Below are 26,236 nucleotides of genomic sequence, written 5' to 3'. Positions count from 1 at the left end.
GACCGTAGCGGAACGATGAAGTAATTCCTTTAAGCTGAGTTCTCTATTAATAATGATAATAGTAGTAGTGATTATAACCTCCTATGTAGTAGGAAGTAAATAACATCAGTATTCCAAACAGAATTGCCATCCCGTTTACTGCAGGGTTATCGTAAGAGAAGTGGGCTAGTGCAAATCTTTTCCACTTCCCGTTCCTCTTTACGTATATTCCTCTTTCAGTAAACACGTCCAATAACATGTGTGATGGTCCGTTCAACAAACTAACTAGAGTTAAAAACACCAGTTCTTTGCTCAGATAGTTATACACATAATAGTAAAGTAGTGTTAGTACTAATGCCGGAATAAAACCCCAAACCGCACTCCTCGGCAGAGTGTGAGTGAGGGGAGTCCTCCTGACTATTTCCCTCCCGTAAACACTCCTTATTTCATGACCAAACCTATCTATTAACGTATTACCTAATATAGCGACTACTCCTGAAAAAAAGAGTGAAGTATAAAAGTGATGAGTCAAGAGAGTGCCAAAAAAAGTAAGTAAACCCGTAGAGAAAACGTAATGTGTCTGGAGTTTCACAAAGGTATAACTTAAAAAGAAGGTATAAAAAAATTCTTTCTTTTTTATTGTTTATGATTACCATTTACTACGTATTGCATGTGATATCTTCCTATATGCTTTAAGATCGCTATTACTACTCCAAGTCCCACTCTAACCTCTGGATCTTTAAACATATTTAGTAAGTCCCACCAATGATCTATCTTCATTATCTTCTGCTCCTTTAATGCTTCTCCAGTCTCGTTAACTAGTAACGTGTAATACTTGAAGTTCGTTAAGTCTATTTTCGATAGGTCTTTCACTATCGCGCTCCAATTAGACATCAAGTTAAAAGTAAAGTCATTCACTATCCCTGACATAACCTTTCCTATAGTCTCCTCATCGTCAAGCATTCCTTTAATCACGTCTATCAACCCTAATTTCTTGATCTTACTATACAACTCTATTACGTCGTTGAGGGTGGTAAGTGTGTCTTCCTTAGTGGCGAACTCCATTAACTTTACTATGTTACCCCAATTACTTATGACGTTAAGAGTGCTGTCGTTAACTATAGCTGAAAGTATTTTACCGAGTGTTTCTTCGTCTTGTAATAGTCCCTTTATCGGGTCTAATATACCGGTCTTGTTGAGAATTCCTACCAAATCGAGTACAGCATTTAAATTCTCGATTGTTGATTCATCAGCAAACATATCAGCCAACTTCATTAAATTGTTCCACTTAGTCATCAAGTCCAGGGTCTGATCGTTGATGATAGAAGATAGTACCTTTCCTAACATCTCTTCGTCTGATAAAAATCCTTGAATCGCTGAAAGAAGACCGTACTTATTTTCGGCTGTAGATAAAATATCTACTAATTTTGTAATTGATGAAAGTTTCTCATCGGAAAGAAGAGATTCCAGTTGGAGATCCGCGGACATCATCACCAGCTCGCTAAGAACTTCTCTAGAGCCATATCTCCTTTAGTCCACATGAAGTACTTTGTGAATAACTCCTTCTTTAAATGGTTTGCAGGTGAAGGTATTGCTTCTGAGACTTGGCCGCCATACCAAGTATCATCTTTTACAGCTATAGCAAAGTTCTCATATGGATTATCAGCTACACAAACTATAGTAGGATAGTATTTGTCTACTTTTACGCTAACTCCTAATCTATTAGCCAGATGCTGTGCAGCAATTCTTCCCGTCTGTACAGCTAAATAGCCCAGTTTAGGAACTGTTAGAGAATTTGCATCACCTACTGCATATACATTATCATACTTTATGGATACCATATTTAAATCGGTTGGAATAAATCCTCCATCGTCAATCAGATCGGGTGTGGAGTTCTTCAACGCAGGATTTCCGACGTATGGTGGAATTAATATGGTTAAGTCAGAGGGTATGGTCTTACCATCCTCGCTTACTATTTCATGCTCTTTTATCTCCTTTATCTTAAAGTTATGAACTAGCTCGATTCCCATAGATTTGTAGATCTCAGCTACAGCTTTTCTTGAATTTGGTGATAGGTCTGATAAGTACTCGCCCGGTGAGAAAACTGTGATCTTTGTCTTGTTCCATACTCCTCTTTTCTTTAGATATCCCGATAGCATTAATGACATTTCGAAAACTGGCCCTTCACATGCTGCATCTGCATTAGGCACGTAATTCTTAGGAACGTTAGGAGCTGGGTTGTGGCCCTGATAGAAGAAACCGGAACCAATTGCAATATTTCCTCCTTCAAAGGTTAGTAATTTATCTCTAAGCTTTACAGCATATTCCGGTTCACAAACGCTGTATCCGTATTTGTCCCAACCCTTAACCAAGTCTGTAGCTAAGTGAGCACCTAATGCAACTATAACGTAGTCATATTCCTCTTCTGTTTCAGCTCCAGATGGAGTTTTATAAATAACTTTGTTACTCTTTGCATCTATCTTAGTTACTGTTCCCTCTTGGAACTGAATACCTTTCTCAGGTAGTGCTTGAGCTAGGTCAATCTTTAATTGTTCGACATCCATATAATTTACTGATACGTGAGGTAACGCAGGTCTAAAGTAGCTAAACCTGCTTTTATTAATCACTTTTATATCAGCCGCTTTACCTACTAATCTCTTTAATGTGTATGCAGCTGTTAACCCACCAAATCTAGCTCCTAACACAAGGACTTTTGGCATAATTAACAATGTGAAACCGTGGGTTAAATACTTTTGTAAGAAAGTTTTTTTATTAAAAATCTTAAAAACTAAATCAATTCTTCCATTCTGACTGGAATTTTTGTAAATTTCTTACCGACAGCTTTTTCTAACGCTCTAATTATTGCTGGGGGTGCACCTATAGTAGCGCCTTCACCTATTCCCTTTGCGGGGAGCGGAGCATTAGACTTACCTTCCTCTGAGTATATCCACTTCATATTAAAGGACTCAACTGAACTTGGTATAGCATATTCTGAAAAGTTAGTAGTCAACGGATTACCGTCCTTATTATATACTATTTCCTCCAAGAGAGCCTCCCCGAATCCCTGAATAACTCCCCCGTGTACTTGTCCCTCAGCTAACATCGGATTTACTACTAAACCTATATCGTCGAGGGCAATGTAATTTAACACTTTAACTTTACCGGTTTCATCTACCTCAACCATTGCAATATGACTACCGTATGGGAAAGTATAATTGTCTAAACCGAAAGAAGCAGTAACTTCCAGCGTTGGCTCCGCCTTATACCTCCAGACTCCGCCTAAGTTTGCCGTTGCTTTTCTGGCTATTTCTTTCAGGGTCATTTCCTTGCCGGACTTAGGATTATATACCTTGCCGTCTTTGTATTGTAATTCTTCGATATCACTCTTAAGAAAAGACGCTGCTAACTTCATTATGTTATCTTTCAGCCTCCTAGCTGCTAGCAATGCAGCATTACCTGCTAAAGTTAAACTCCTGCTACCGTAAGTTCCGAAAGCGTTGGAGATCTTGTCAGTATCGCCCCAAACAACTTCCACGTCATCTATACTTATTTGAAGTTCATCGGCTACTATCTGAGCTATACCAGTAGCGGTTCCTTGTCCATGGGGAGCGGCCCCAATTATTACCTCCACTTTACCGTCAGCTAATAGTCTAACGGACGCACTTTCCCAAGGACCAAAATTATTCTGCTCGACGTAGAAAGATAGACCTACCCCTACTCTTTTACCTTCTTTTCGTAATTTTTCCGCCTCTTGTTCCATCTCTCTGTAGAACCTCTCCGCCTTTAATATCAAGTTCATATAGTTACCATTGTCGTATTTCAGTCCGAAGGGGTTATTATAAGGGGTTGACTGGATAACGTTTTTCTTCCTGATCTCTATAGGGTCTAATCCGAGCTCATCAGACAATATATCTATTATTCTCTCATATACAAAGGCTGCCTCAGGTCTACCAGCACCTCTATACTGGTCTAGAGGTACTTTATTCGTCAGTACTCCATATACGTTGGCTAGAGCATTTTTAATGTCATAAGGACCGGTTACTAACGTCGCAGCAATATCTGCCAAATAAGTACCGTGCCATGCGGCACCTAAATCAATTATTACATCATCAATAACCGTGTTAATTCTACCGTCTTTGTTTGCCCCTACCTTAACTTTATGTATCTGCCCTCTTGCGTGATAAGTTGACAAAACGTCCTCACTTCTGGTAAGGACTAGCTTTACGGGCTTTCTCGTAATTAGTGAGGCATAGACAGCAATATAATCTTCTGGATACGGGAATAACTTCGATCCGAAAGCTCCTCCTACATCAGCCTGAATTACTCTAATGTCCTTAATCATACTTGAAAAAGAGGCTAGTAAGTACGACCTCATGAAGTGGGGTGATTGTGTTGAGGCATAGACAGTTAGTCTATCCTGCTGATAATCAACTACTAATCCTCTGGGCTCCATTGCTGCGGGATAAACTCTGGATATGTAAATTTTTTCCTCGATCTTAACTTGGCTTTGCTCGTAAGCCTTTTCTGGGTCTCCTCCTTTGTATGTCTTCTTATAAGCAATGTTATCCCTACCTTCAACGGCTTTCACTTCATTTTTCATTGCTTCTTCAGGGTCTACGACAGCAGGTAATTCCTCATATTCGTAAGTAATTGCTTCAAGAGCGTCATACGCCGCGTATCTATCTGTTGCAATAACGGCAGCTATTGGCTGCCCCACGAAGAGAATTTCGTCCTTAGCCATAGGGAAATTTCTGGGCCTGTTATCTACTTGTAGATTCAGCCCGGTAATAACTTTCATTACCCCAGGTAGCTTTAATGCCTCTTGATAATCTACATTCTTCAGTTTTGCGTGAGGTACTGTGCTTCTTAAAACAGCTACGTAGAGCATGCCGTTTAATTGTATGTCGTCAACGTATCTTCCGGTCCCAGTTATTAACTTCAAGTCTTCTTTCCTTTTTACTCTTTGTCCAACGTACACATGCTTACTTAGACAAAAATTTTATTTAAGTTTTGGGTTTTTACTTGACCAAGTAAATTCAAAAAGTAAATGATTCTGAGTTACTTTACATAAATAATGTAAACTTTATTAGATAGTACGCGCAATAGTTCAAAACGGATACTAAATGGAGAAAAGCAACGTTTTTGTAAGGGAGTCTTCTGGTCTAATTAAACAAGTGAATATGTTAGACGTCGTTATGCTAAACGTCGGGAACATGTCTGCGGGTCTAGCCCTTTATAGTTCAATTACACCTTATGTTCAGCCTGGTTCTAACTTGCTCGTGGCTACACTAATCGGTTTTATCCTAGCGATCCCTCAAGCTCTCATATATACTTACTTTATAAGAAAAGTACCAAGGACGGGTGGAGATTACGTATGGATCTCACGAACCCTACACGGAAGTATAGGAGTCATCATGGCGTTGTCTCTAATGATTGAGTCCGTAGCATATTTCGCTCTAACGGCATTTTTTGCATCGTCAGCAATTCAGTCAGTTCTTAACGAAATAGGTAGCTTAAATGGACAGACATCAATGGTAAACCTAGGTAATTACTTAGCCTCGCCGATACCTTCCTTTATACTCGCTTTTGCTGTAATGGCAGTAATAGTTGCTATAAATATTATTAAGGCAAAATGGGGTTATTCATTAATAACGGTTCTAGGTCTGTTTTCTCTTTTTACTACGATCCTTGCTATGGGAGTTTTAGCTGTGAATGCAGGAGACTTCTCCATAAAGATACAGCCAGTTCTCAAAGCATTAAATATCACTTATGTGACTTATAACGGACCCTCTTTCGACTGGAATGCGACGTTATTCATGTTACCTTTCTTGGCACTTTATACCTTCCCGTGGATGCAAGCAGGTCCAGCTGTAGCTGCTGAAATAAAAGGAAAGAATGCATTAAAATACAACGTGTTCATAAGCCTCATCCTCACTTTCATCATAGTTCAGGCAGGTTACGGGTTAATGTATTATGTAGGTGGTTACGGATTTACAACTGCAGAATATATACAGAACGGGTTCGTTTATACTTTCTGGAACGTTGCTATAGGTCTTACTAATAACGTAGTTTTAGAATGGATAATAGGACTGGGACTAATAGCCTGGGAGTTCTTCATATTAGCATACGGTGTAATAGTCTTCTCTAGATATATATTCGCAATGGCTTTTGACAGAGTGCTTCCCTCGATATTTGCTTCGGTGAGCAAGAACGGAAGTCCGGTTTACACACACTTACTAGATTTAGGATTAGTCACAATGTTCTTAGCCGTAATATTCTTCTTAGGTTCTTCTAATGCTATATCTTTATATGGTGCAACTATATTAGGTGCATTATACTTCCTCGTAGTTTCAATAGCTGGGCTAATACACGGTATTAAAAATAAAGTAAGTATATTAATCCCTGCGTCAGTGGTCTCTATAGGATATTTCGCGTACTTAACCTATGTATCTGGAACAAACCCTGACTTTGGGTTTATGACAAGTACTGGAGTTGACTTCATCACTTTAGTTTTCGTTCTGGGGACTCTTATAGGATCAGCTATAGTATACGCAGTTTCTTACATGCATAACAAGAGTAAAGGAGTGGACTTAAACCTAGTATATAAGGAGATACCTCCAGAGTAAGGAGGTTTAGGTTTTAAAATTACTTTTTTACCCTTTAACCTCTTCTTTCCCTTTCTCTTTCCTTTGTTTTTTAGATCTTCTTCTGAAGTTGTAATAAAGCATCATAGTCTCCTAAGGCTGATAATAAAACCCCTACAACACCCTTTCTCTTTAAAGCTTGTATGAAGTCTTGCGCCTTGTCAACATCAACTGTGGGCTGGTTAAGGACTTTAGCCAACTCCTTATTCTTCTCGGTTTTCACTATTACGTAAGGGATTAGGACAGATGTATTAAGCCTATCGAGCTGGTCAGGGTCTTCTAGCCTTAAAACCAAATAGAAATCGGCATTCGTGACCTTTAACCTGTTCTCGATTTCCTCTCTGCTCTTTCTCATACTGATCATCAACCCTGCGTTTACTCCATACTCCTTAGCAATCTTGACCGCTTCTTCAGGTGCAACATAACCGACTTCCCTGCCTATTTTAGGCTTATCTCCTCTAGTGAATGTTATATCGAAGTTCATCATTTTGCTCGTTATAGATAGAGAGTGGAGAAAAAGCTCGTTAGTGTCTAAGGTTCTTTGGTTTATTATAACCCTCTTGTCCTCAAAAGTATACCTGATGAGCGTCCCAACTACTGAGGGCAAGGGTGAAGGCATCCCTAAAGGTGAGTCTGGAATGTTAAACCCATCAAAGGACTCCAATTGTGATATTATTTTCATCAACTTTTCCAATTTATGTTTAGGATGAACTTCTGCTAGAATTTGCATTGGTTTATGCTTTACAGTCTGGTTTATATGTTTTAATGCTAAAATTAGGATTATGAAATGTGCTAAGTGCGATGAGAAGGCTATTATAAAAATACCTTACGCTAACATAGCTCTATGTAAAATACACTTCTCAGAGTGGCTCGAACACAGATTTGAGAGGATAATCAAAAAATATCACATGTTAGATGGAATAGAAAGAGTAGGAGTAGCTGTATCAGGGGGTAAGGATAGTACTACCCTACTTCATTTAATGTATAAGCTGTCAAAGATTTATGGCTTTGAACTAGTCGGAATAAACATCGATCTCGGAATAGACATGGGAAAAGCATACTCTACTAAAAGTAGTGAGTTTGCAGTGAAAAACTTCGAAATGTTGGGAGTCAAGTACAAAGTGATCAGGATAAAAGACGAATACGGTTTCACCATAGACGAGGCTAAGAAAAAAATTAAGAGACCTGTGTGTAGTACGTGTGGGTTAGTCAAAAGGTACACATTAAACGATATAGCTGAAAGGGAAGGGTTAGACGCAATTGCAACTGGACACAACTTAAACGACATGGCTCAGTTTGTACTATCCGGTTATTTTAGTGGAGACGTGCTAGACCTTTCTAGGTTAAAGCCGGTCTCTCAGCCCGAGAAGGGTTACAAAGTGAAAAAGATCAAACCACTTTTTCTAATATATGAAAAGGAAGTACTGACTTACGCCATCATTAATAGAATCCCGTTCCTATACGATTCGTGCCCACATACCTTTAGGGTAGGTGGAGCGACGCAGGACAAGATAAGGAGGAAATTAGAAGAGTTAGAGGACGAAATCCCGGGTTTCATGATGATGTTAGTTCAAAACTTTGTGAACAAGATTCAAGGCCCCCTTGAAAAGGAATACGTAAAAGAAGAAGATATATCAAGGTGTAAAATCTGCGGTAGACCAACCTCTAAAGGAAGGGAGATCTGTTCGTTCTGTGCTGCCAGAATTTCAATGGGGGTACTGAATGAAGCAAGGTGAGGACGAAAAGAGCAAAGTCATAAGATACACGCTGAATTACCCAGATGGTTCTTATGCGGGTTACGTTGTATTTGATGGTAAGTACTCCAAAGTGTACAACGAGAAAGGAGAAATTCTATTTGAAGTAGAGGGTCTCTTTCCTCCGAGAAGGAGGAAGGTGAACTACCAGTGGATAGAAAAAGTTCTGGAAAAAGGAATGCATGACTGTAGAAAGAGGTTTATACTTTACGTAGCCAGCCGGTATTTGGTAAACGTTAAAGGTTTGGATGAGAACGAAGCTGTAAAACGGTTAGAGGAGTTTTACTCTAAGAGCGGAGGCAAAGTCTATGAATCTTGGTTAAAATCCGTCGTACGGGGGGTAAAGACCAAGAAATTACTCCCATGGTCACTAAAGAGGATCGAGGAAAAAGATAAAGAGATGTACGAAATAATTACAAAAATTTTAAACGAATGAATTTATACTGTGAAGTTAGATGAAACTTTTATGAGCAAGAAGTGGAGCGCAATCACTTGGTTTGTAGTTCTTGGTCCCCTTGCAGTATTTCTTGTATTGACTATATGGGTAGCTAATGTACTAGAGAGAGTTCCAGGTTGGCAACTCGTTCCTTACATAGTAGTACCGATAGCTGTAATATTCTTAATAATAGGAGCCCTATTCAGGTATAAATGGGGAAAATTCATATTTGGTTAAGAATTAGTTAAGGGAATTACTTCTCCATGAGGACATTTTTTAGGTTCTCCAAGGTACTTGTGGAGTTTTTCAATAATTTCCTCGGGGACTGCGAAGTCGAACTGCGTAGAGTACTTACAAGCATCATCAGGAGAAAATCCTATCTCCACCAATAAGGACTCTATAACCCTATGTGCTTTTATTAAATTATCTATGGCTTTCCTACCCTCACTTGTTATTTCTATCCCACTTCTAGTCTTCTTTATATAGCCCTTACCTTCTAAATGCTCCAGCTCCTCGTAAGCACTTGCTGGAGATATGCTTAGCTGTTTTGCTATCCAACTTAACTTAGCAAGTTGTCCTTGGTCATTATACTTCTTAATGACGAGGAGGTACGAGAGCTCTCTTCTTGAGATACTCACAATCAATTAATTCCTAACTAAATATTTAAACTATTATACGATTAAACACTTCGTGGAAGGAATTATACCTGCAATAATAACACCGTTTGCACAAGATGAAGGACTAGACGAGAACTCATTGAAAAATTACCTAGATTTCCTAAAGAGAAATGGAATACAGACTGTGTTCGCTTTAGGAACTACAGGGGAATTTAACATGTTAAGTATGGAAGAAAAAGAGAAATTTATAAAGGCACTGAGACTATCCACTAACTTGAAGGTTATAATAAATGTAACAGAAAACTCCACTTTAAACGCTCTTAAGTTAGCTAAACTAGCTGTTGAAGTGGGAGCTGATGGGATAGCCTCTTTACCTCCGATATATCATAAACCCTCAGAGAAGGGGATTATAGGTTACTTTGAATCGCTCTCGAAGTTTGGAATACCTCTTTACTTGTACAATTATGATGGAAGGGCATATATAGAGTTAGATTTAGTGAGGAGGTTAGTAAGCGAGGGAATTATAGACGGAGTTAAATTAACTACGGAAAAACTTCCGTTACTACAACGGTATGTAGAGCTAAAGCAAGAAGGAAATCCATTCTACGTAACTATAGGTAACGACGAATTGATATACTATGCAGTGATGTCAGGAGCTGACGGTGCGATATCAGCTACTGCAAACGTCGCACCAGAGTTAGTATTGAAACTATTTAAACTACTAAAGGAAGGTAATTGTAAGGAAGCGTTAGAAGCCCAGAGAGCCGTAACTATGCTTACCAGAGCCATTAGTGATGGAGATTATCCTGCGGGTGTAAAGGTAGCGTTAAAATATAGGGGAATATATGTTGGTACAGTCAGAAAGCCTCTTGAGGAAAAGATGGAACAGAATTCCGTTATTTACGCCACTCTTAAGGAGTTAAACTTGTGATGAAGGTCGATGTGATGATTTGGTGATTTCATATTATCCCCGGCTGAAAGTCATAACTTCTTTTTTCAGCTTACTTTTTTCGGTACGTCCCTTACGGTGAAAGAATATAAGGACATGATCAGGGGTACGACAGTATATAGGAATACGGACACTAAAGCGTCCTGAATACTACCTACGGTCAATGGAAATATATCTAGAGCTTTAATGAAAAGACTAAACTGTGAGTTAGCTAATGGTAGAAATGGTAACTGAGTAGCACCCCAAGACGGCAGTGCTAGGGCAACGGATATATATGTGGTAGTATGTGTGAAGCTGCCTATGAATATGAGTATGTTAGAAACTAGGACAGAACCTATCAGTAGAGAGCTAGAGATTATGAAAGAGAGACTGCTTCTTCTTAATATCTCCCCCATAGAGAAGGCTATAGAGAAGAAGACTAACGATGACATAATGACTAGGCCCGTTATCTTGGGCAAGTCAATTAGGTCTGTCTGGGCACCGAAAAGCCAGAAAGCGAAGACCAGAGAAAGGACTATCATTAACCCGTAGATCATAGAGAGAAGAGTAAAGGAACCAAGCCACTTTTCGGCGTAAAACCTAATCCTCGTGACGGGCTTTGTTAAGAAGAAATCGATCGTCCCCTGCTCATATTCCTCTGACATTGAACCGGATGCTATAGAGATTGCCAAGAAGTGGAGGAGTAAACTCTGAGGGAGGAGGACTCCCACAGACCACATGTAAGGGTAAAGCGGTATGAGGATTACCCTTACTGCCTTAGACGGGACTAGATATAGTGCTAAATACACTGCTATCTCGAAAAAGAGTGATACTAAGACAAAAACTATCACCTTCTTACGTGCTATAGCCCTCCTCCACTCGTAAAGCAGAATGTTAAACATTGTTTATCGCCCTCTCATATGCCTTCTCTATGTCAACGTCTAAGTAGAAGGATTTAACTTTTACTCCCTGAAAGACTAATTCCCTAAGTAGCTCCTCTCTTTTGTCTTCAGACAATGTGACATAATACTTACCACTACCGTCACTTTCGACCTTCTTCACGAAGTCAAAACCTTTTAGTACTTCCTCAGCTCTCTGGTCTGCCTCTATCACGACAACTATGCCCAAAAACTTCTTTACTAGTTCCTCAACATTACCTTCGAATACCTTGTTGCCTCGATATATTAGAACTACTTTATCAGAGAGTTTTTTCACATCCTCCATTTCATGAGAGGTCATTAAGATTGAAGTTCCTTTCTTCTTCAATTTGTCAAAGGTCTCCCTGATGTGAAGGGAAAAGATGGGGTCTACTCCAATATTTGGCTCGTCCATAATTAGAACCTGAGGTTCGTTTAAAAGGGCTTCAGCAATAGCAATCCTTTGCGTCATCCCCTTACTGTACTTAGCTATTTGTCTGTCCGCAAATTCCTTCATGCCCACAAGTTCTAGAAGTTCATCAACTTCATCCTTACTCGCTCCCTTCATTTTGGCTGAAAGCTTCAACACTTGTCTGCCGGTTAAAAAAGGAGGAAGGTTTGGTAGCTCTTGAACATATCCTATCTCACGAAATACAGACTTGTCCTTAAAGGGATTTTTCCCTAATATCTCCACACTACCTCCGTCTGGAAACATTAATGCTAATGTACACCTGATCATAGTAGTCTTTCCCGCCCCATTAGGACCTAAAACCGAAACAAACTCTCCCTTTTTAACTTCCAGAGAGACTCCGTTCAAAGCTACTTTACTTCCGTACTTCTTTTTAAGCTTATCAATCGTTATCATTTGACTTATTCCAACTTTACGAGAGAAGATAAAAACTTTTATTCTATGGATAGAAACTAATCGTTATGACAAGACATGTATGGATGATAGGTGGAGCACAAGGTTTGGGAATTGATACTTCCGCAATTATATTCGGGAATGCGATAGCCAAAGCTGGTTATTACATCTTTGGTAATAGAGAATATTACTCTAACATTAAGGGAAGACACAGCTACTTTCAAGTAGTCTTTGATGAGAAAAGGATTTTCAGTGTATCTTCTTATACGGATATCCTAGCGACTTTCGACGCTGAAACACTGTTCCAACACTTTACCGAGGTAAGAGATTACGTGATTTACGGTATTGATTACGAAAACACTTCACTCGACATGGTAAAGTCTATTGAACCGGAGATAGTTGAAGAGATCAAAAAGGAGTTGAAGAACGGTTTCACGGTAAAGGATGTAATAAATTACCTCACCGCAAAAGGGGTAAAGGTAATAAAAGTAAATTATCTAGAGTATTTGAAGAAGATAGCTGACACTTTCAAACTACCTCTGTCCGTAGTTGAAAGAAGCAAGAATATGATAGCTGTAGGTGCCTCATTTGGTCTCCTTGGTCTTCCCTTTGAGCTCCTTAAAAACGCAATTCAGGAGACTTTTAAGAACGAGTTATTCCTCAAGTTCAATACAATGGCTGCTGAAATGGGATATAACTTAGCCCCAAATGCCTATCATCTCACCGTGAGAGAAGTTAAGAAAGATAGAATACAAGTTGATGGAAACACTATTTCAGCGTTGGGTAAGTTGGCTGGGGGCTTGAGGTTCCAATCCTACTACCCAATAACACCGGCCTCTGACGAGAGCACTTACATAGAGGCTAACCAGAATTTGGATGTAATAGTTGAGGGAGGAGAACTCCGGAAAGGAGGTGCCGTAGTAGTTCAAGCTGAGGACGAGTTAGCAGCAATTAATATGGCTATTGGTGCAGCTTTGACGGGAGCAAGAGCTGCAACAGCCACTTCTGGCCCAGGTTTTTCACTAATGTCAGAAGGTATAAGTTGGGCTGGGATGAACGAAGTACCGGTTGTTATAACTTATTACATGAGGGGTGCACCTGCAACAGGTTTGCCGACTAGGTCTGGGCAAGCTGACTTAAAGTTTGCGCTCAACGTGGGACATGGGGAATTTCCCAGAATAGTGATTGCATCTGGAGATCACGCAGAGATATTCTGGGACGCGATTTGGGCTTTAAACTTGGCTGAGAAATACCAAACGCCCGTAATACACATTATTGAAAAGACTTTAGCCAATTCATACACCATTCTGGATGAGGACTTACTTACCTCAGCCCCAGTGAAAATCGAGAGGGGTAAAATAGTATATCCTACTACAGAGAGGTTTAACAGATTCGAAATCACTGAAGATGGAATTTCACCGCGGGCATTCTTAGGTTATTCCAGTATATTCTACACCGGTGATGAACATAACGAAGAAGGACACATCACAGAAGCGAGTAACAATAGGCTCAAGATGTATGAAAAGAGAATGAAGAAGCTTGAGACGGCAGATAAGGAAATCCCTGAGGAACAAAGGGTAAACGTTATTGGTGATGGAGAAAACGTGCTCTTAACGTGGGGTTCACCTAAGGGAGCCATTTTGGACGCCATGGATGATATGAATAAGGAAGGATTGAGTGTTATGATGGTTCAAGTAAAAATGTTTAACCCTTATCCCGTGACTTTAATGAAGAAACTATTAGAAGGAAAGAAGAGAGTTATTGCAATTGAAAATAATTATCAAGCTCAAGGTGCAGAAATACTGGCTGAGAAAACTGGAATATTTGCTACGAATTATATACTTAAGTGGAATGGAAGACCAATAGCTAGAGAAGAAATTATATACGCTGTAAAGCAAATTATTAAGAACGGAGAGAAGAAAGTGGTGTTGAGTTATGGAGCGTAAACCCGTATTTAACGATTGGTGTCCAGGGTGCGGAAACTTCGGTATACTGAGAGCTGAAGAGATGGCGTTAAGGGAACTAGGTGTTGACTCGAAGAAAATCGTGATAGTTTCTGGTATAGGATGTTCCGGTAAGATCCCACATTTCATCGAATTACCTATCAGTGGCGTTCACACACTTCACGGTAGGTCTATAGCTTTTGCTACTGGGATAAAGACAGCAAACCCATCGTTAGAAGTAGTGGTAAATGTTGGAGACGGAGATGGTGTCGGAATAGGAATGGGTCACTTCGTGCATTTGGGTAGAAGGAATTTGGACATTACTGTTATAATACATAACAATGGAGTCTATGCTTTGACTAAAGGACAAGCATCACCAACATTAGGAAGAGGTGTGAAAACTAAGTCTTTACCAAGACCGAATATAAACGACGCTGTAAATCCCTTAGCAGTAGCCTTGGCTGCAGGTTATACTTTTGTAGCAAGAGGATATGCATACGATATCACACATCTGAAAGAACTTATAAAGAAAGGGATTAAGCATAAGGGAAGTGCGGTAATAGAAGTTCTTCAGCCATGTCCTACTTATAATGATGTGAACACTAAAGAATGGTATGACAAGAGAGTTTACAAGTTGGATAACGACCCAGCATGGGATCCAGTAGTTAAAAGAGAGGAAGAAACAAAGACCAAGTTTGAAAAAGCCATGATGAAAGTAATGGAGTTAGGAGAAAAAATACCTCTTGGAGTGTTTTACCAGAACGAGTTTATCCCGACTTTTGAGGAAAGGCTTGAACAGAATATACCTAACTACAGAGAATTTTACCCAGCAATCCAACCTATTGAACTTAAAGGCATTGGCACCACTAAAATCACTGACCTGATAAAAGCTAAAAGAGTTTGATTTTTCATTTTCTAAATAATTTTCTCTAAAATAAGAAATTGAATTAAGATACAAAAGTTATGCCTTTAATTTAGTTCGTAACTCCTACTAACATAAACTTCTTGCTCTTTTTGTCCTCTATTACAGTACCCTCTTCGGCTAACTCGTACAAGGCTTTCCTTATTTTCTCGTCACTTGCTAAGTTAGTGAGAACACTGTGTATCTCTTTTACGTCCATTGGTTTTTCTTTAAGAAGATTAAGTATAACTTCCTTTAGTTCGTCCTCCTCTGGCGCTATTACAACCGTTAGCTCTTCGTCGTCATAAACCACTTCTAGCTTATCTTCTATTTCCTTCCTTTTATTCACAGTCCCATTCATTCTTATCCCTATATATTATTATCTGTTTGTTGGGATATAAACTTTTGTCAAGTATGTAAAAATAATTTAAACTAGTAAGTGCCGTTTTTCTTATTAAAATTAAATTAAGCTAATAATATGATAATTAATAAAAGAAAAAATTTTCAAAATTTCTTCCGTATAATTATTTATTATTCACTCTTTTTTAAATCCAAACACATCTCTCCAAAGCTCCTCTAAGCAGCTAAACAGATAATGTACATATAACAGCACCTATCAACGATAAACCTGATAAAAGCTGATTCCAAATCTTGAAGTCAGGTAACTTGTTCATTATTCTAAGATTACTTCATCACTGATGTGAATAATAGACGTATAAACGATAAGTCATAGCCGTCAGTAAATATATATATCTCGGTTTTACCAATTCACTTTATATATATCATAGAAGGTCTTGTGATCTAACGATACAAATACATCCTTCGGATTTGTATGATATTTCAGACTTAAGTTTTTATAAAAATCATTCAAACAATTTATATATGACTATATCTTACAATTTCGCCTATATAGTTATTTATAACTTATCGGGAAAAACTATATATTACCGCCTATTGATCTACTCTTAATGGAATACAAGCTAAGGGACATAGTGAACGATAACGGAGAAGTAGTTAATGTACCTAAAGGATTTTCAGCGATAATGCTCGATAAAAGACTAATGCTTATAAGAGGAAGAAACTCTATAATACTCGTTAAGGTTTTTAAAAACCTCTATGCAATGAGAGCTGTGATAAACGGAAAGACGTATTATCGATTTGTGACATATGACAGTAAAATAATAGAGAACGGAAGTATAGTTTTACCAAGAAAGTATAAGGACAATAATATCATGAAAGCTCTGGATTTAGTAATAAGAAAATTGGAAGAAGTAGAAGACATTGACAAGATAAAGGACGCAATATTTTACCTTTACTTAGCAAAAAACTGCCTTAAAGGAGACAAACAGTCGTGTACCGAGCTTGAAGAACAGTTGTTCTTTGAAGCAGAACCTTGAATACATTCAGATCTTACCCAAACGTCCTTTTTCTTTAACATTCAAATATTCGTAAACTAGTGAGATAAATTGATGATCTTGTTCCTTTTCTTTAGTTACAATGTATCTGAGTGTTTCTAGCTCTAAAGAATTTACATTGTAGATTAGAATGAAAAGACCTGTAGGTTTGTGAATTACGGCCACAATACCGTTCCTGAAAACCAGTAGTTTTAGCGTATCTCCTTCTACGGTTTCAATGGGCTTCAGTTCTAACGGGTTCAGCCTAGTTATCTTGTTTTCCCATAATACTCTAAGCATTCTCTCTTCAGCTTCTCCTATCCCTTCAAGCTTTGAAAACTCTTTAATTATATCCATTCACAAATTTTTAAGGACACAAGGTTATTAACTATTTACTTTGTTAGTCGGAGTAACTGATGAAGGTGAACTTGCTAGAAGTATTGCCAAGTATCTCAAACAAGTGATTATCATCGACTCACCACAGAGGGTAATAAAGGAAAGGCCTAACGTTGTAATCCACACATTTGAGGTGCCTTACGATGAAGCTAATAGAAACCCCTCGGCTGCGTGGAATATTAACACATGGTATTCCATTAACGTGGCTAGGAGCGCTCACAAAGTCAACTCCACTAACGTTTTTCTATCGACTTTCATGGTATTTGATGGCAAGAAAGGTTATTACACCGAGACTTCCACTCCCAACCCACTCAACTATTACGGACTTAGCAAGCTTGCAGGAGAATCTGGAATTATGGCTCTCGGTAATTACTTAGTGGTGAGACTTGGGGCATTATATTCCACAACTTATAGAGGAATATTTCACCCTTTTGTTAAGGGTATCTTGAGAGGAAGGAGAGTAATAAAATGTAATTCTAACTTTTACGTATCACCGATAACCGTTGAGGAGGCTTCAGAGATAGTCTCTAGCTTGATAAAGAGAGGGATTAAGGGAGTCGTCAATGTAGGAGGGAAAAGGAAGAGTGCAGTTGAGGTTTGTGAACAACTAGGCGATATGTTTAACGCTAAAGTAGTTCCATTTGAAGGAAAATACTACGATTTTTCTTTAGATGATTGGCTCCTAAGAAGTCTTGGATTCACCGTTAGAAGTTAAGAAGAAGTTATATCCCTTCTTAATCATCAATCTGTCCATCTCGCTTACGAAGTTCTGCATGTAAAAGTCAATATAAGGAAACTTAGTCGTTATCGCTTCCTCCCTTAATAAACTGACTATTTTACCGAGCCTCTCAAGCTTCTTTTCACCGCTCTCCTCTAAGTATAGAAACCTCATTATCTCTCTACCCGTAGTCCTCGATAGATCTCCATGACGCAGGTATACTAATTTTAACAGTAAATAGAGTGAACGTGAAACCCTGCGTAAGAGTTCATCAATATTTTCCGCATTTTCTATCGAGTAAACATTTTCAAAGTATAATTTTTCAACTGTCTCGATTTTCATAAAAGAACTATCTCATTACACATTTAAATTTTTATGCCAGATACTGTCTTATGTCACTGGAACTTCTACTCAGTAGATTTCTTTATTACGTCGAGAAAGGAGATCCGTTACCTGTAGCCTTCAAAAAAGCTCGTAAAATGGGGAGATATAAGATCGATAGTAATGATGCTTACGAAAAAGCAAAATTGTTGGTACTCCAATACCTTTCTTTGAAAGGGAGAAGTAGGAGGAAAAAAGTCAAGGAATTCTTGCAAGGAAAAGGAGCGATAGTTTTCCCTGATTGGATGGAAAAAAGGTTGTCAGGACTTTACGACATAGGAGAGCTAAAAAAGTCGTTGATAAGAAAAACCACGTGGTTTTGGGTTAACACTCTCAAAGCCGACGAAGACAAAGTGATTAAGAGTTTAGAGAACAAAGGTGTAGTATTGGAGAGAGATAAAGATTATCCTTTTTTGTATAAATTAATAAATGGTAATCTCTCTAAGACGGAAGAGTTTAGAGAATACAAAGTTGTAATTCAAGATAAAGCGAGTGTAAGCGTGGTTGCGACACTTTCCCCTAAAAAAGGTGAGAGTATATACGATATGACCTCAGCACCAGGTGTAAAAGCAACACTAATTATGGTGCTCACTGAAAACGGAGCTAAACTTACTCTTAGTGAGGTAGAGTATAAGAGATTAATAAGGGAGGTCAACTTCATGAAAAACGTCGGAGTAAATTTGGACAGAGTTAATATTATACACGGTGATGCCACTCATTTAACTTTCTCTAAGAAATTCGACAAAGTTTTACTAGACGCCCCGTGTAGCTCTTCAGGTATGATTTCAAACGAGCCAACGGTACTCCTTAGGTTGACAGAGCGTAAAGTTTTAGAGTTGTCAAAGTTGCAGAAGCGGCTTTTGGATAAAGCCCTATTTTTATCAAATACTGTAGTATACGCTACATGTTCCATATTCCCAGAGGAGGGAGAAGCAGTTATTAAGAACGTTAGTCATAAAGTAGTCTTTTCCAAACGCTTCATACCTTATATTCACGGCACAGAGGGCTTTTTTGTGTCAAGGCTTGAGGGATAACTTAAATATCCTTTACTAATTAATTTTCTTATTCTCCTTGACTTTAGGTAGTCTCTAATGTTCATATAGTATTACCTTAACGAACAAGGTTTATAAGAGAGAAGGCAAATAAAAAGGCAAATAAAACAATAATAATAATCCAAGACATCAGAGAAACTTGTAAATTTGAAGCGGTATATGATGTAGAGTATTATTCAAAGTATGAAAATAACGATATTACTCCCCTTTTTCTTTACCCTTAAATAGTTCCTTATCCTTAAACTTTTTATGCTACTCTTAGAATTGATCAAAGATGATAGAAGACCTAACTAAACTATTAAATGAAGTAAAAGCGAAAATATATAAAGAAAAGGAGGAGTTGATAAAAGATATCACAAAGGTCACTTCTTCAATTCATGATAATATAGCTTCAGAAATCACAAAAGCTAAGAAGGAAGGGAGAAAAGTAGATGAAATAGAGAAGGAGTTCAAAGAGTTACTAAGTAAGCTCGATAAGTTAAAGGAAAACCAGGGTAAGATGAGCATAAAGGACATAAAGAGTGCTTTAGATACTTACATTAAAAAAGCTGAGGATATAGTAGAAAAATTAAAGAAAAAATAATGAATTAACAATCTTTTTATCCTATTTCTTTTACGCCTATTCTATCAATATTACATGACCCTGCTCTTAGGTCACGTTATTATACTCACGAAGATTACTGCTATAGAGAACAAACCCATTATATCAATTCCCTTCACTAATCCTTCGACACCAAGCACTCACCTATGAACCCCAGAATTATATTACCTATTCCGCCTACCATGCCTCCTATATTATATGCGAATCCTGATAGGAATCCTCTTAGCTCTGTGGGAACAGCATCAGCTAATAGAAGAGGCATCAGAGGCCAGAAACCAGTAGAAAATGCGTATAATATTACCCCTATTATAGGTATAATAATAGGCACATATAGGAAAGGCACTGCTAATGGTAGGGATATTAAGAGACCAATTACACCAATATAAATTAGTTTCTTTTTATCAAACCTATCCGCTAACCTACTGAACAGTATAAAAGATATTGCAAGCCCTATGTTTGCCACTGTCATTAAAATTCCTAAAGTGTCAGAGTTCAAGTGTAAATACTCGTCTGCAATTACGGTGTAATAGCCGAATACGGCAAAATAGGCTAAGAACATTCCTATCATTCCAGCCGTAGCTCTAATAAGAACAGGGAGATAGTCCTTAATCCTTATACTAAAATGGGCCGTGTGAGAAGAAACACGCTCTTCCGCAATAAATTTCATATAGGGAACTAGCATGAGAGGTAAACTACCCGTTAGTAACAGTAGCCGAGGGTCTCCTCCCAGAAATATATACGAAACTCCAGTCAGTGCATAACCTATACCATATCCAGCCTGGACTATACCAGTTACTATCCCTTTCATATTATACGGGGCGTTCTCGTAAGCTAACACAGTCCCTGCAGTCCACTGTGCACCCATAAATATCCCTTCAAGTAGCCTTGAAACATAAAGTACTTCTACGTCAGGAGCAAAGGCTAATAATAACTGAAAGAGAGAGTAACCGGCTGTTCCGATAATTAAAACTGGTTTCCTACCTATTCTGTCAGCCACATTTCCGAAGTACGCTCCGCCTATCACCCTTCCTATTAGCCCTAAGGCGAAGAGCACTGTGTAGCCAAAGAAATTTAGCCCGTAAACTCTCTCTAGGTAGGAATAGACGTATGTCAACAATAACAAGTCATAAATGTTACCTGCCCAAGCAAAGGTTGACGCAATGGTCGAGTGGATGTAATTTTGAGGCATAAAAAATTGAAAATAGATTTAAAATAAAAGGTTGTTTGTATTATACTTTTACAAATTAATATAAATCAAAGAGTTGTAATAAAATCTTTTCAGCTTAAGTTCGAAATTCTACATTACAGTTCCCAAAACCGTTTTTCATGAGATTAGAGACAAGCTTAGGTAAATTTTTTATTAATAGTTGGCGTTTCGAATTACTATGAAAATAGGACTAGCTGGATTAGGTATAATGGGCTACAGAATAGGGGGAAATTTAGCAAAAGCTGGAAAACTACACTTAGTTTACAACAGAACGGAAAGAAAAGCAGAACAGTTCAGTAAAGAATACGGTGTTAAGTACGTTAAAGATCCCATTGAATTACTGAAAGAGGTCGACGTGTTGATAACAATGCTAGCTGACGACGATGCTGTTAGCAATTTCTTAACACCTTTGATACCTTATAGCAAGGGTAAAATTATAGTAGATATGTCTACTATATCACCCTCAGTATCGATTGAAATTGCAAAGAAAGTTGCAGAGAACGGAGGTTTCATGTATGATGCACCAGTTATAGGTACTTCAGTTTTCGCTGAACAAAAGAAGTTGACAGTATTATTGGGAGGTCCAGAGGAGAAATTAGACGTGGTTAAGGAGATACTTTCTGAAACTGCGTCAACGATCCTCTACATGGGAGGAAACGGAATGGGATTATATGCTAAGCTTGTAAACAATTTGATGGTAGGTGTTTATGTAGCCACACTAGCCGAAGCGTATAACTTCGGTGTAAAGTCTGGATTAAAGCCAGAGGACGTATACAAAGTCCTAGCCTTATACGGTAGTGCTAAGTCTCCAACCTCCGAACTGAAGGTACCTAAAATGATCAACAATGATTATTCAACTCAGTTTGCAATAAAACATATGAGAAAAGACCTAGAAATAATAACAAAAGAGACACAGAATATTAAGGTAATTAACCCGTTGTCGTCACTAGCTTTACAGTTGTACAGGATGGCAGAGGCTATGGGCCATGGAGAGAACGATTATGTTGCTGTTTTAGAAGTATATCGTAAAGGTAACAAATAGAGTCTTAATATTAAAAAAATCTCGGCTAAATAAGTAATCTCTTTTTATCCTTTCTCAAATACTCTACGATATGCTACAGAAAGTGATACAAAACTATTTTACTTATTTCGTTAGTAATAAATATCTATCTCCTCGTTCCTTAACTATTAAGTCTACTAGCTCATCTGGGACTGTAGCTTTCCTTTCAAAGAGAAGTAATATCTCATCAAAGTTATTTAGCACCTGCTTAAAGAGCTTACCCACGAAATCTTTATTATATATAGATGGAATGGCCTCTACTTTATAGTAGTTTCCTTGGTCGATATAGTCAGCAAATTCTATCTCCATTATTTCCTTAACTCTACCGTCTCTCTTAGCTCTACTTTCAATCATAGGTATAACGACTCTTTTACCTTTTAGATTTTCTATTACTTCAACTTTTTTCTTTAACTCATCAACAACTTTAAAGAATTTCACCATATAATATGTAGCAATATCCGTTAAGAAGACTTTGTCTTTAGTGTCATACTTCGCGTGAAACTCAGTGTAAAGCCAGTTATATGCTTCGATTATTTCATCGCGTCTATTGGCAATTATGTCAAAGAACTTTATCTTTAGACCCTTTGTTAGAGCTACGTTTAGTAATTGCATTCCTACTACTACATCTCCGTCCAAGACTTTGTCTACTGGATAAGAGGAGTTCGGTGTCACTGCTAAAGGCTCCGCTCCAATTCCATAAAGTACACCGTCCTCTAAGTCTGTATAGGAGTAAAAGACTATTCTATAGTGATTAAGGAATTGCGAATTGGGGTACCATTCTAAATACTTTTTTAATCCGTCCTCCTTTACTTTTTCGATTTCATCGTAAATCTTTTCAAAAGCGTCCTCGAATTTCTTGAAGTTACCGTCAAGTCTACCGTAAGGTACAAATATAGGCTCTCCGAATTTAGGAGATAAATACCTCAGCCCATAATACTTAGCTACATCGTTAAGGTTTACGTCCATAACTGTCTTTATAACCTCTCTCATATGTTGGTTGAGTGAATCTATATGGAAGATCTTCTTTTCTCCTCTCTTTAGTAATGCCATAGTGTTTATTTGAGAGCGTTAAAAATAAATCTAGTGATCGTAATATAGTGAGCTTATGACATCTAGTAACGATATCGTCTATTTAACATTACTTGAACTGTTTACGTTATTAACTTTCGCTCAGTTAGGAAGACTCATAACCCAAAGATTCTACCTTCCTATTATCATAGCTGAAATAATAGTAGGTATAACGCTGAGCCCTTACGCTATAGGCGGATATATTGACAGTTTGATCGGGTTGCCTATCTTTGAAGTTAATTCCTATCTTATTCTTTTTGCGGATTTCTCTGTGGTCTTACTGATATTCGCCGCTGGTCTCTCTCACGGATTCAAAGGTTTAAAAGAGTCTGGATTACCAGGCTTTATAGCAGCTACAGCCGGTGCTGTAATTCCCACATACTTAGTTTACGCCACTTTCACCCTCATTTACAATACAACAGTCTCCGCTATTATGGGAGCCGCAAGTGCAGCGACAAGTCTGGCTGCAACTACTTCGATTATTGAAGAGTACAAACTTTACAAACATGATTTCACGCGACTGGTTATATCTGCAGCAGCTTTAGATGATGTTGTATCACTTATCATTTTGTCCGTAATTCTTGAGCTAGTCACACTAAAAGCTCTTTCAGTTAGTCAGATAGTAGTTAGCGTGATAGAAACGGTCTTAGCGTGGTTAATAATTTTGTTCTCAGCAGTATTCATAATTCCTAGAATAATTTCTAGAATAAAAGATGATTTAATTAACAATGTTTCATTGGTAATACTTTTCATTTTAGTCCTGATAATGTTACTCTTAGGCTTTTCTCCCGTAATTGCGTCCTTCGTAGCCGGTGTGGCGATCGCTGAGAGCGTAAAGTCAGAAAAAATAGTTCAGTTCACTTCAACATTACTTTCTATCTTTGGGCCTGTTTTCTTCATATACGTCGGGATGGAGACCCCATACACCACGTTCCTTAACTTGTATGATTTATCCCTAGGTCTTCTATTAAGTTTTCTCGCTATTATAGGGAAAATAGCCGGAATATTTCCGGTTGCATTTTTCATTACAAAGAGTGTAAGAAGGTCGATCATTGCTTCAATAGGTATGCTACCGAGGGGTGAAGTAGGGCTGGTAGTAGCTACTCTAGGTCTTACCTCGGGTATTATAGATACTAATCAGTACTCTCAGATTATTATTATGGCTATAGTAACAACCATTATAGGCGGATTTCTGTTCTCCTATCTTGTAAGAAAGTGGATTCTGACTACTTAAACAACCTTTAATTTAACTTTTAAAAGCCATAAGTACAAAGTGATGTCTATGGTTTGGAAACGCACTATAAGTGCTAAAGCCCTAGAAAAAGCTAAATTCGCGTCAGTTAAAATAGACGATAAAGTAATTTTCATTGCAAACGTTAACGGGACCCTATACGGAATGGATGCAGTTTGCAGTCACGCCAGGTGTATACTAACATTATTAGATGAACAAAAGCTCACAGTGAAATGCCCATGTCACCATGCTGTTTTCGACCTTAAGACTGGAACAATGTTAGAACCTCCTTTCGTTGCACCAGATGCGCCTAAAGAAAAACTGGGACTAAAAACATATCAAGTAAGAGACAACGGAGGATGGATAGAAGTAGATATTTAAAATAAATTTTATCCCTACTAAAACCGATTAGCTCATTAAAGGTCTTATTAAGTAGGTAATTTTCAGTAGAGATTTCTTAAGCTCCCGAAAAATTCTTTATATGGGTAATTAAGCTCTCATTTTTATCTTAACCTAATTAGATATAACCTCTTGGTTGATTGACATATTCTTCTTGATTTTCTAACGTATTAACCGCCTTATGAGCTCCTCAACCGTATTCTTTCTTTCCTCATCAGCTAGTCCAGTCTAATCTGAGGCACTTAAAATTCCATTGTTAAATCGAAAGTGGTGAGTATATATTAAAGTGAGTCCAAAAGCTAAATGCGGTGAATGACAAAGACACAATCTTTAATTGACTATATGAAACTCCCTTATGAATATAGCTTCATGAATATAGCTTCTTGATTTCATATTCTGCTACTCTATGAAAAATACTAACTTGTCTTAAGAAGAATAAAAACTAAATAAGAAAGTGTTAAGTAGTTTGTTTAACTTGCGTTAATTGAGCTCCACAATTCCCACAATATTTTGCACTAGGCGGATTAATGTAGCCGCATTTGGGGCACTTGATCGGCATTAAAGAAGCTCCACAATTAGGACAGAACTTAGCCGCAGCAGGGATAATCGCTCCACAATTCCAACACTTCTGCGTATTTTGTTGGGTCTGTGAGTATTGGCTACTTTGTTGGTATTGTGGTTGAGTATATCCTTGCTGGTATGTTTGTCCCTGCTGGTATGGCTGAGAATACGGTTGACTGTATTGACCATAGTTAGGCTGGGGATATTGCGGTTGAACTGGATATAAGGGCGGAGCACTCATAACAGCCATCATAACTATATTCATGATCTGGTCTTCCTGCATCAGATCCCTGGCTATATTATATGCGTCGTATGCAGCTCCTGCACCTCCTAGTAATGTAAGCAACTTGTTGTGTAAATCCTCGTCCGAAAGTACTGCAATACCACCGGAAGCTAGTAATGGTAACATATCTTGCAATAAGTCGGTCATTCCAGTCTCTACCATAACATAATTAGGACCTTGACAAATCCTTACAGTATAAGCTTTATTTGAACCGGTTAAATAACCCAAAAGGCTCGTATGTTGTGCTTGTATTATTGCAACGTTCTGTCCAGACATAGGATAAACTTGAAATCCTTGACTCATCAGATACATCGTAACCTGCTGGACTACATATTGGAGGTTTACGGGATATTGAGTAGGAATCATTTGTTGCTTACCGCCTAACCCTACAGGTTGCATACAGATCATCATGTTTGACATTCCTGAGGAGTTACTCATAGGGAAGTTAGGATAGCCGAAGGGTTGAAAACTCATTCTAACCATTCTTAAGAAGACCTAATTATAAAAACATTATGTTAGTGAAAACAATAGAGTAAACATTAGACTCCTTCCCTGATTTCTTATGAAAATGAGAGTAAGTATCATGGTCAATATATTAGAAATGAGAGCAAACTAGGGTATTATAGTTTATTGGACGTGATAAGGCCCTGTTGATATGACAACCGTGTCGATACCAAGTACTAGAAAAGGTCTCTCTCCAAGAGCTCAACTTATCCATGATAATTTGGTCGCTATCATTAGTGGATTATTACGTAAAAATAAGAAGCAAGCGTTTCAAGCTCTCAGTGTGGACAACAATTTTGTTAATTTAATATAATTTTATTCAACAATCTTTTCTCGTTCTGTAAGAAATTGTTTTCGCGTAATACTATTTAAGGGTGAGCACGGGGTTTTTATCTTGGTG

The 26,236-nt window shown here is 38.1% G+C and carries 28 protein-coding genes; 14 read left to right on the top strand and 14 right to left on the bottom strand.

Features of this window, described 5'->3' with window-relative positions; all coding sequences use genetic code 11:
* Positions 1-46: 46 nt before the first annotated feature.
* From WIW89_RS01945 to cutA, 4 genes are all read right to left on the bottom strand, one after another.
* Positions 47-571 carry a DUF1286 domain-containing protein gene (locus WIW89_RS01945; protein WP_337719568.1) on the bottom strand — a complete coding sequence of 175 codons (525 nt, stop codon included), beginning with the start codon at positions 569-571 and terminating at the stop codon, positions 47-49.
* 44 nt (positions 572-615) lie between these two features.
* Positions 616-1,467 (bottom strand): DUF1641 domain-containing protein, encoded by an 852-nt coding sequence (locus WIW89_RS01940; RefSeq protein WP_337719567.1) that lies wholly within the window; start codon positions 1,465-1,467, stop codon positions 616-618.
* A gap of 2 nt (positions 1,468-1,469) precedes the next feature.
* On the bottom strand, positions 1,470-2,699 hold the full coding sequence (locus tag WIW89_RS01935) for an NAD(P)/FAD-dependent oxidoreductase (RefSeq protein ID WP_337719566.1): 1,230 nt from the start codon (positions 2,697-2,699) through the stop codon (positions 1,470-1,472).
* A gap of 68 nt (positions 2,700-2,767) precedes the next feature.
* Positions 2,768-4,957 (bottom strand): glyceraldehyde dehydrogenase subunit alpha, encoded by a 2,190-nt coding sequence (gene cutA / locus WIW89_RS01930; protein ID WP_337719565.1) that lies wholly within the window; start codon positions 4,955-4,957, stop codon positions 2,768-2,770.
* 145 nt (positions 4,958-5,102) lie between these two features.
* Between cutA and WIW89_RS01925 the strand changes: the two genes are divergently transcribed.
* Positions 5,103-6,605, top strand: coding sequence for an APC family permease (locus tag WIW89_RS01925; protein WP_337719564.1), 1,503 nt, complete (start codon positions 5,103-5,105; stop codon positions 6,603-6,605).
* Between the two features lie 70 nt (positions 6,606-6,675).
* On the opposite strand, the gene WIW89_RS01920 is transcribed toward WIW89_RS01925, so the two are convergent.
* On the bottom strand, positions 6,676-7,353 hold the full coding sequence (locus WIW89_RS01920; protein ID WP_337719563.1) for a hypothetical protein: 678 nt from the start codon (positions 7,351-7,353) through the stop codon (positions 6,676-6,678).
* A 52-nt stretch (positions 7,354-7,405) separates the two neighbouring features.
* Here WIW89_RS01920 and WIW89_RS01915 point away from each other — a divergent pair, with 52 nt between their 5' ends.
* Genes WIW89_RS01915 through WIW89_RS01905 form a run of 3 tightly spaced genes read left to right on the top strand, consistent with a single transcriptional unit; the run spans position 7,406 to position 9,050 of the window.
* On the top strand, positions 7,406-8,359 hold the full coding sequence (locus tag WIW89_RS01915) for a TIGR00269 family protein (RefSeq protein WP_337719562.1): 954 nt from the start codon (positions 7,406-7,408) through the stop codon (positions 8,357-8,359).
* The gene (gene priX, locus WIW89_RS01910; protein ID WP_337719561.1) at positions 8,346-8,813 is read left to right on the top strand and encodes a DNA primase noncatalytic subunit PriX; all 468 of its coding nucleotides are present in this window, start codon (positions 8,346-8,348) and stop codon (positions 8,811-8,813) included. The genes WIW89_RS01915 and priX overlap by 14 nt, the downstream gene beginning before the upstream one ends.
* Positions 8,814-8,843: 30 nt before the next feature.
* Entirely contained in the window at positions 8,844-9,050 is a 207-nt protein-coding gene (locus WIW89_RS01905) for a hypothetical protein (RefSeq protein ID WP_337699930.1), read from the top strand.
* On the opposite strand, the gene WIW89_RS01900 is transcribed toward WIW89_RS01905, so the two are convergent.
* On the bottom strand, positions 9,047-9,454 hold the full coding sequence (locus WIW89_RS01900) for a metal-dependent transcriptional regulator (protein ID WP_337700069.1): 408 nt from the start codon (positions 9,452-9,454) through the stop codon (positions 9,047-9,049). The genes WIW89_RS01905 and WIW89_RS01900 overlap by 4 nt on opposite strands.
* Before the next feature lie 49 nt (positions 9,455-9,503).
* On the opposite strand from WIW89_RS01900, the gene WIW89_RS01895 reads away from it, so the two are divergent.
* Positions 9,504-10,361: a dihydrodipicolinate synthase family protein gene (locus tag WIW89_RS01895; RefSeq protein ID WP_337699928.1), complete on the top strand. Its 858-nt coding sequence runs from the start codon at positions 9,504-9,506 to the stop codon at positions 10,359-10,361.
* Between the two features lie 65 nt (positions 10,362-10,426).
* On the opposite strand, the gene WIW89_RS01890 is transcribed toward WIW89_RS01895, so the two are convergent.
* Positions 10,427-11,260 (bottom strand): ABC transporter permease, encoded by an 834-nt coding sequence (locus tag WIW89_RS01890; protein WP_337719560.1) that lies wholly within the window; start codon positions 11,258-11,260, stop codon positions 10,427-10,429.
* Positions 11,253-12,140, bottom strand: a complete 888-nt coding sequence (locus tag WIW89_RS01885) for an ABC transporter ATP-binding protein (protein ID WP_337719559.1) — start codon at positions 12,138-12,140, stop codon at positions 11,253-11,255. The genes WIW89_RS01890 and WIW89_RS01885 overlap by 8 nt, the downstream gene beginning before the upstream one ends.
* Before the next feature lie 65 nt (positions 12,141-12,205).
* Between WIW89_RS01885 and WIW89_RS01880 the strand changes: the two genes are divergently transcribed.
* Both WIW89_RS01880 and WIW89_RS01875 read left to right on the top strand, forming a co-directional pair.
* Entirely contained in the window at positions 12,206-14,083 is a 1,878-nt protein-coding gene (locus WIW89_RS01880; RefSeq protein WP_337719558.1) for a 2-oxoacid:ferredoxin oxidoreductase subunit alpha, read from the top strand.
* Positions 14,073-14,984, top strand: coding sequence for a 2-oxoacid:ferredoxin oxidoreductase subunit beta (locus tag WIW89_RS01875; RefSeq protein ID WP_337719557.1), 912 nt, complete (start codon positions 14,073-14,075; stop codon positions 14,982-14,984). Before WIW89_RS01880 ends, WIW89_RS01875 begins: the two co-directional genes overlap by 11 nt.
* Positions 14,985-15,054: 70 nt before the next feature.
* On the opposite strand, the gene WIW89_RS01870 is transcribed toward WIW89_RS01875, so the two are convergent.
* Complete coding sequence (locus WIW89_RS01870) at positions 15,055-15,342, bottom strand: hypothetical protein (protein ID WP_337719556.1); 288 nt, start codon at positions 15,340-15,342, stop codon at positions 15,055-15,057.
* A 607-nt stretch (positions 15,343-15,949) separates the two neighbouring features.
* Between WIW89_RS01870 and WIW89_RS01865 the strand changes: the two genes are divergently transcribed.
* Positions 15,950-16,378: a hypothetical protein gene (locus tag WIW89_RS01865; protein WP_337719555.1), complete on the top strand. Its 429-nt coding sequence runs from the start codon at positions 15,950-15,952 to the stop codon at positions 16,376-16,378.
* 6 nt (positions 16,379-16,384) lie between these two features.
* Here WIW89_RS01865 and WIW89_RS01860 read toward each other — a convergent pair whose 3' ends face one another.
* Complete coding sequence (locus WIW89_RS01860) at positions 16,385-16,732, bottom strand: hypothetical protein (protein WP_337699914.1); 348 nt, start codon at positions 16,730-16,732, stop codon at positions 16,385-16,387.
* 40 nt (positions 16,733-16,772) lie between these two features.
* Between WIW89_RS01860 and WIW89_RS01855 the strand changes: the two genes are divergently transcribed.
* Positions 16,773-17,486, top strand: coding sequence for a sugar nucleotide-binding protein (locus tag WIW89_RS01855; RefSeq protein ID WP_337719554.1), 714 nt, complete (start codon positions 16,773-16,775; stop codon positions 17,484-17,486).
* Here the strand turns inward: WIW89_RS01855 and WIW89_RS01850 are convergent.
* Positions 17,454-17,831 (bottom strand): hypothetical protein, encoded by a 378-nt coding sequence (locus WIW89_RS01850; protein WP_337708042.1) that lies wholly within the window; start codon positions 17,829-17,831, stop codon positions 17,454-17,456. The two genes, WIW89_RS01855 and WIW89_RS01850, sit on opposite strands and share 33 nt — an antisense overlap.
* Before the next feature lie 50 nt (positions 17,832-17,881).
* Between WIW89_RS01850 and WIW89_RS01845 the strand changes: the two genes are divergently transcribed.
* The gene (locus tag WIW89_RS01845; protein WP_337719553.1) at positions 17,882-18,904 is read left to right on the top strand and encodes an RsmB/NOP family class I SAM-dependent RNA methyltransferase; all 1,023 of its coding nucleotides are present in this window, start codon (positions 17,882-17,884) and stop codon (positions 18,902-18,904) included.
* Between the two features lie 292 nt (positions 18,905-19,196).
* A complete protein-coding gene (locus WIW89_RS01840; RefSeq protein WP_337719552.1) occupies positions 19,197-19,505 on the top strand; it encodes a hypothetical protein in 309 nt (102 codons plus the stop codon).
* A gap of 136 nt (positions 19,506-19,641) precedes the next feature.
* Here WIW89_RS01840 and WIW89_RS01835 read toward each other — a convergent pair whose 3' ends face one another.
* Positions 19,642-20,712: an MFS transporter gene (locus tag WIW89_RS01835; protein WP_337719551.1), complete on the bottom strand. Its 1,071-nt coding sequence runs from the start codon at positions 20,710-20,712 to the stop codon at positions 19,642-19,644.
* A 196-nt stretch (positions 20,713-20,908) separates the two neighbouring features.
* Between WIW89_RS01835 and WIW89_RS01830 the strand changes: the two genes are divergently transcribed.
* Complete coding sequence (locus WIW89_RS01830) at positions 20,909-21,772, top strand: NAD(P)-dependent oxidoreductase (RefSeq protein WP_337719550.1); 864 nt, start codon at positions 20,909-20,911, stop codon at positions 21,770-21,772.
* A 102-nt stretch (positions 21,773-21,874) separates the two neighbouring features.
* Here the strand turns inward: WIW89_RS01830 and WIW89_RS01825 are convergent, their stop codons facing one another.
* Positions 21,875-22,840 carry a hypothetical protein gene (locus tag WIW89_RS01825; RefSeq protein WP_337719549.1) on the bottom strand — a complete coding sequence of 322 codons (966 nt, stop codon included), beginning with the start codon at positions 22,838-22,840 and terminating at the stop codon, positions 21,875-21,877.
* Between the two features lie 55 nt (positions 22,841-22,895).
* On the opposite strand from WIW89_RS01825, the gene WIW89_RS01820 reads away from it, so the two are divergent.
* On the top strand, positions 22,896-24,092 hold the full coding sequence (locus WIW89_RS01820) for a cation:proton antiporter (protein WP_337719548.1): 1,197 nt from the start codon (positions 22,896-22,898) through the stop codon (positions 24,090-24,092).
* Positions 24,093-24,140: 48 nt separating this feature from the next.
* Positions 24,141-24,470, top strand: coding sequence for a sulredoxin (gene sdx / locus WIW89_RS01815; RefSeq protein ID WP_337699897.1), 330 nt, complete (start codon positions 24,141-24,143; stop codon positions 24,468-24,470).
* 475 nt (positions 24,471-24,945) lie between these two features.
* On the opposite strand, the gene WIW89_RS01810 is transcribed toward sdx, so the two are convergent.
* A complete protein-coding gene (locus WIW89_RS01810; protein ID WP_337719547.1) occupies positions 24,946-25,806 on the bottom strand; it encodes a zinc-ribbon domain-containing protein in 861 nt (286 codons plus the stop codon).
* Positions 25,807-26,236 lie beyond the last annotated feature (430 nt).

The organism is Stygiolobus sp. CP850M (genome assembly GCF_037389425.1).
GTDB lineage: Archaea > Thermoproteota > Thermoprotei_A > Sulfolobales > Sulfolobaceae > Stygiolobus.
The sequence above is the reverse complement of the archived record's forward strand: the minus strand, read 5'-3'. Positions and strand labels throughout refer to the sequence as shown.

Bases quoted from the DNA above. Each gene is read 5' to 3' on its own strand.
- WIW89_RS01825 (WP_337719549.1), bottom strand. From the start codon at position 22,840: ATGGCATTACTAAAGAGAGGAGAAAAGAAGATCTTCCATATAGATTCA.
- WIW89_RS01880 (WP_337719558.1), top strand. From the start codon at position 12,206: ATGACAAGACATGTATGGATGATAGGTGGAGCACAAGGTTTGGGAATT.
- sdx (WP_337699897.1), top strand. From the start codon at position 24,141: ATGGTTTGGAAACGCACTATAAGTGCTAAAGCCCTAGAAAAAGCTAAA.
- WIW89_RS01850 (WP_337708042.1), bottom strand. From the start codon at position 17,831: ATGAAAATCGAGACAGTTGAAAAATTATACTTTGAAAATGTTTACTCG.
- WIW89_RS01915 (WP_337719562.1), top strand. From the start codon at position 7,406: ATGAAATGTGCTAAGTGCGATGAGAAGGCTATTATAAAAATACCTTAC.
- WIW89_RS01845 (WP_337719553.1), top strand. From the start codon at position 17,882: ATGTCACTGGAACTTCTACTCAGTAGATTTCTTTATTACGTCGAGAAA.
- WIW89_RS01840 (WP_337719552.1), top strand. From the start codon at position 19,197: ATGATAGAAGACCTAACTAAACTATTAAATGAAGTAAAAGCGAAAATA.
- WIW89_RS01810 (WP_337719547.1), bottom strand. From the start codon at position 25,806: ATGAGTTTTCAACCCTTCGGCTATCCTAACTTCCCTATGAGTAACTCC.
- priX (WP_337719561.1), top strand. From the start codon at position 8,346: ATGAAGCAAGGTGAGGACGAAAAGAGCAAAGTCATAAGATACACGCTG.
- WIW89_RS01890 (WP_337719560.1), bottom strand. From the start codon at position 11,260: ATGTTTAACATTCTGCTTTACGAGTGGAGGAGGGCTATAGCACGTAAG.
- WIW89_RS01925 (WP_337719564.1), top strand. From the start codon at position 5,103: ATGGAGAAAAGCAACGTTTTTGTAAGGGAGTCTTCTGGTCTAATTAAA.
- WIW89_RS01835 (WP_337719551.1), bottom strand. From the start codon at position 20,712: ATGCCTCAAAATTACATCCACTCGACCATTGCGTCAACCTTTGCTTGG.
- WIW89_RS01905 (WP_337699930.1), top strand. From the start codon at position 8,844: ATGAGCAAGAAGTGGAGCGCAATCACTTGGTTTGTAGTTCTTGGTCCC.
- WIW89_RS01935 (WP_337719566.1), bottom strand. From the start codon at position 2,699: ATGCCAAAAGTCCTTGTGTTAGGAGCTAGATTTGGTGGGTTAACAGCT.
- WIW89_RS01940 (WP_337719567.1), bottom strand. From the start codon at position 1,467: ATGTCCGCGGATCTCCAACTGGAATCTCTTCTTTCCGATGAGAAACTT.
- WIW89_RS01830 (WP_337719550.1), top strand. From the start codon at position 20,909: ATGAAAATAGGACTAGCTGGATTAGGTATAATGGGCTACAGAATAGGG.
- WIW89_RS01860 (WP_337699914.1), bottom strand. From the start codon at position 16,732: ATGGATATAATTAAAGAGTTTTCAAAGCTTGAAGGGATAGGAGAAGCT.
- WIW89_RS01885 (WP_337719559.1), bottom strand. From the start codon at position 12,140: ATGATAACGATTGATAAGCTTAAAAAGAAGTACGGAAGTAAAGTAGCT.
- WIW89_RS01920 (WP_337719563.1), bottom strand. From the start codon at position 7,353: ATGCAAATTCTAGCAGAAGTTCATCCTAAACATAAATTGGAAAAGTTG.
- WIW89_RS01865 (WP_337719555.1), top strand. From the start codon at position 15,950: ATGGAATACAAGCTAAGGGACATAGTGAACGATAACGGAGAAGTAGTT.
- WIW89_RS01820 (WP_337719548.1), top strand. From the start codon at position 22,896: ATGACATCTAGTAACGATATCGTCTATTTAACATTACTTGAACTGTTT.
- WIW89_RS01870 (WP_337719556.1), bottom strand. From the start codon at position 15,342: ATGAATGGGACTGTGAATAAAAGGAAGGAAATAGAAGATAAGCTAGAA.
- WIW89_RS01875 (WP_337719557.1), top strand. From the start codon at position 14,073: ATGGAGCGTAAACCCGTATTTAACGATTGGTGTCCAGGGTGCGGAAAC.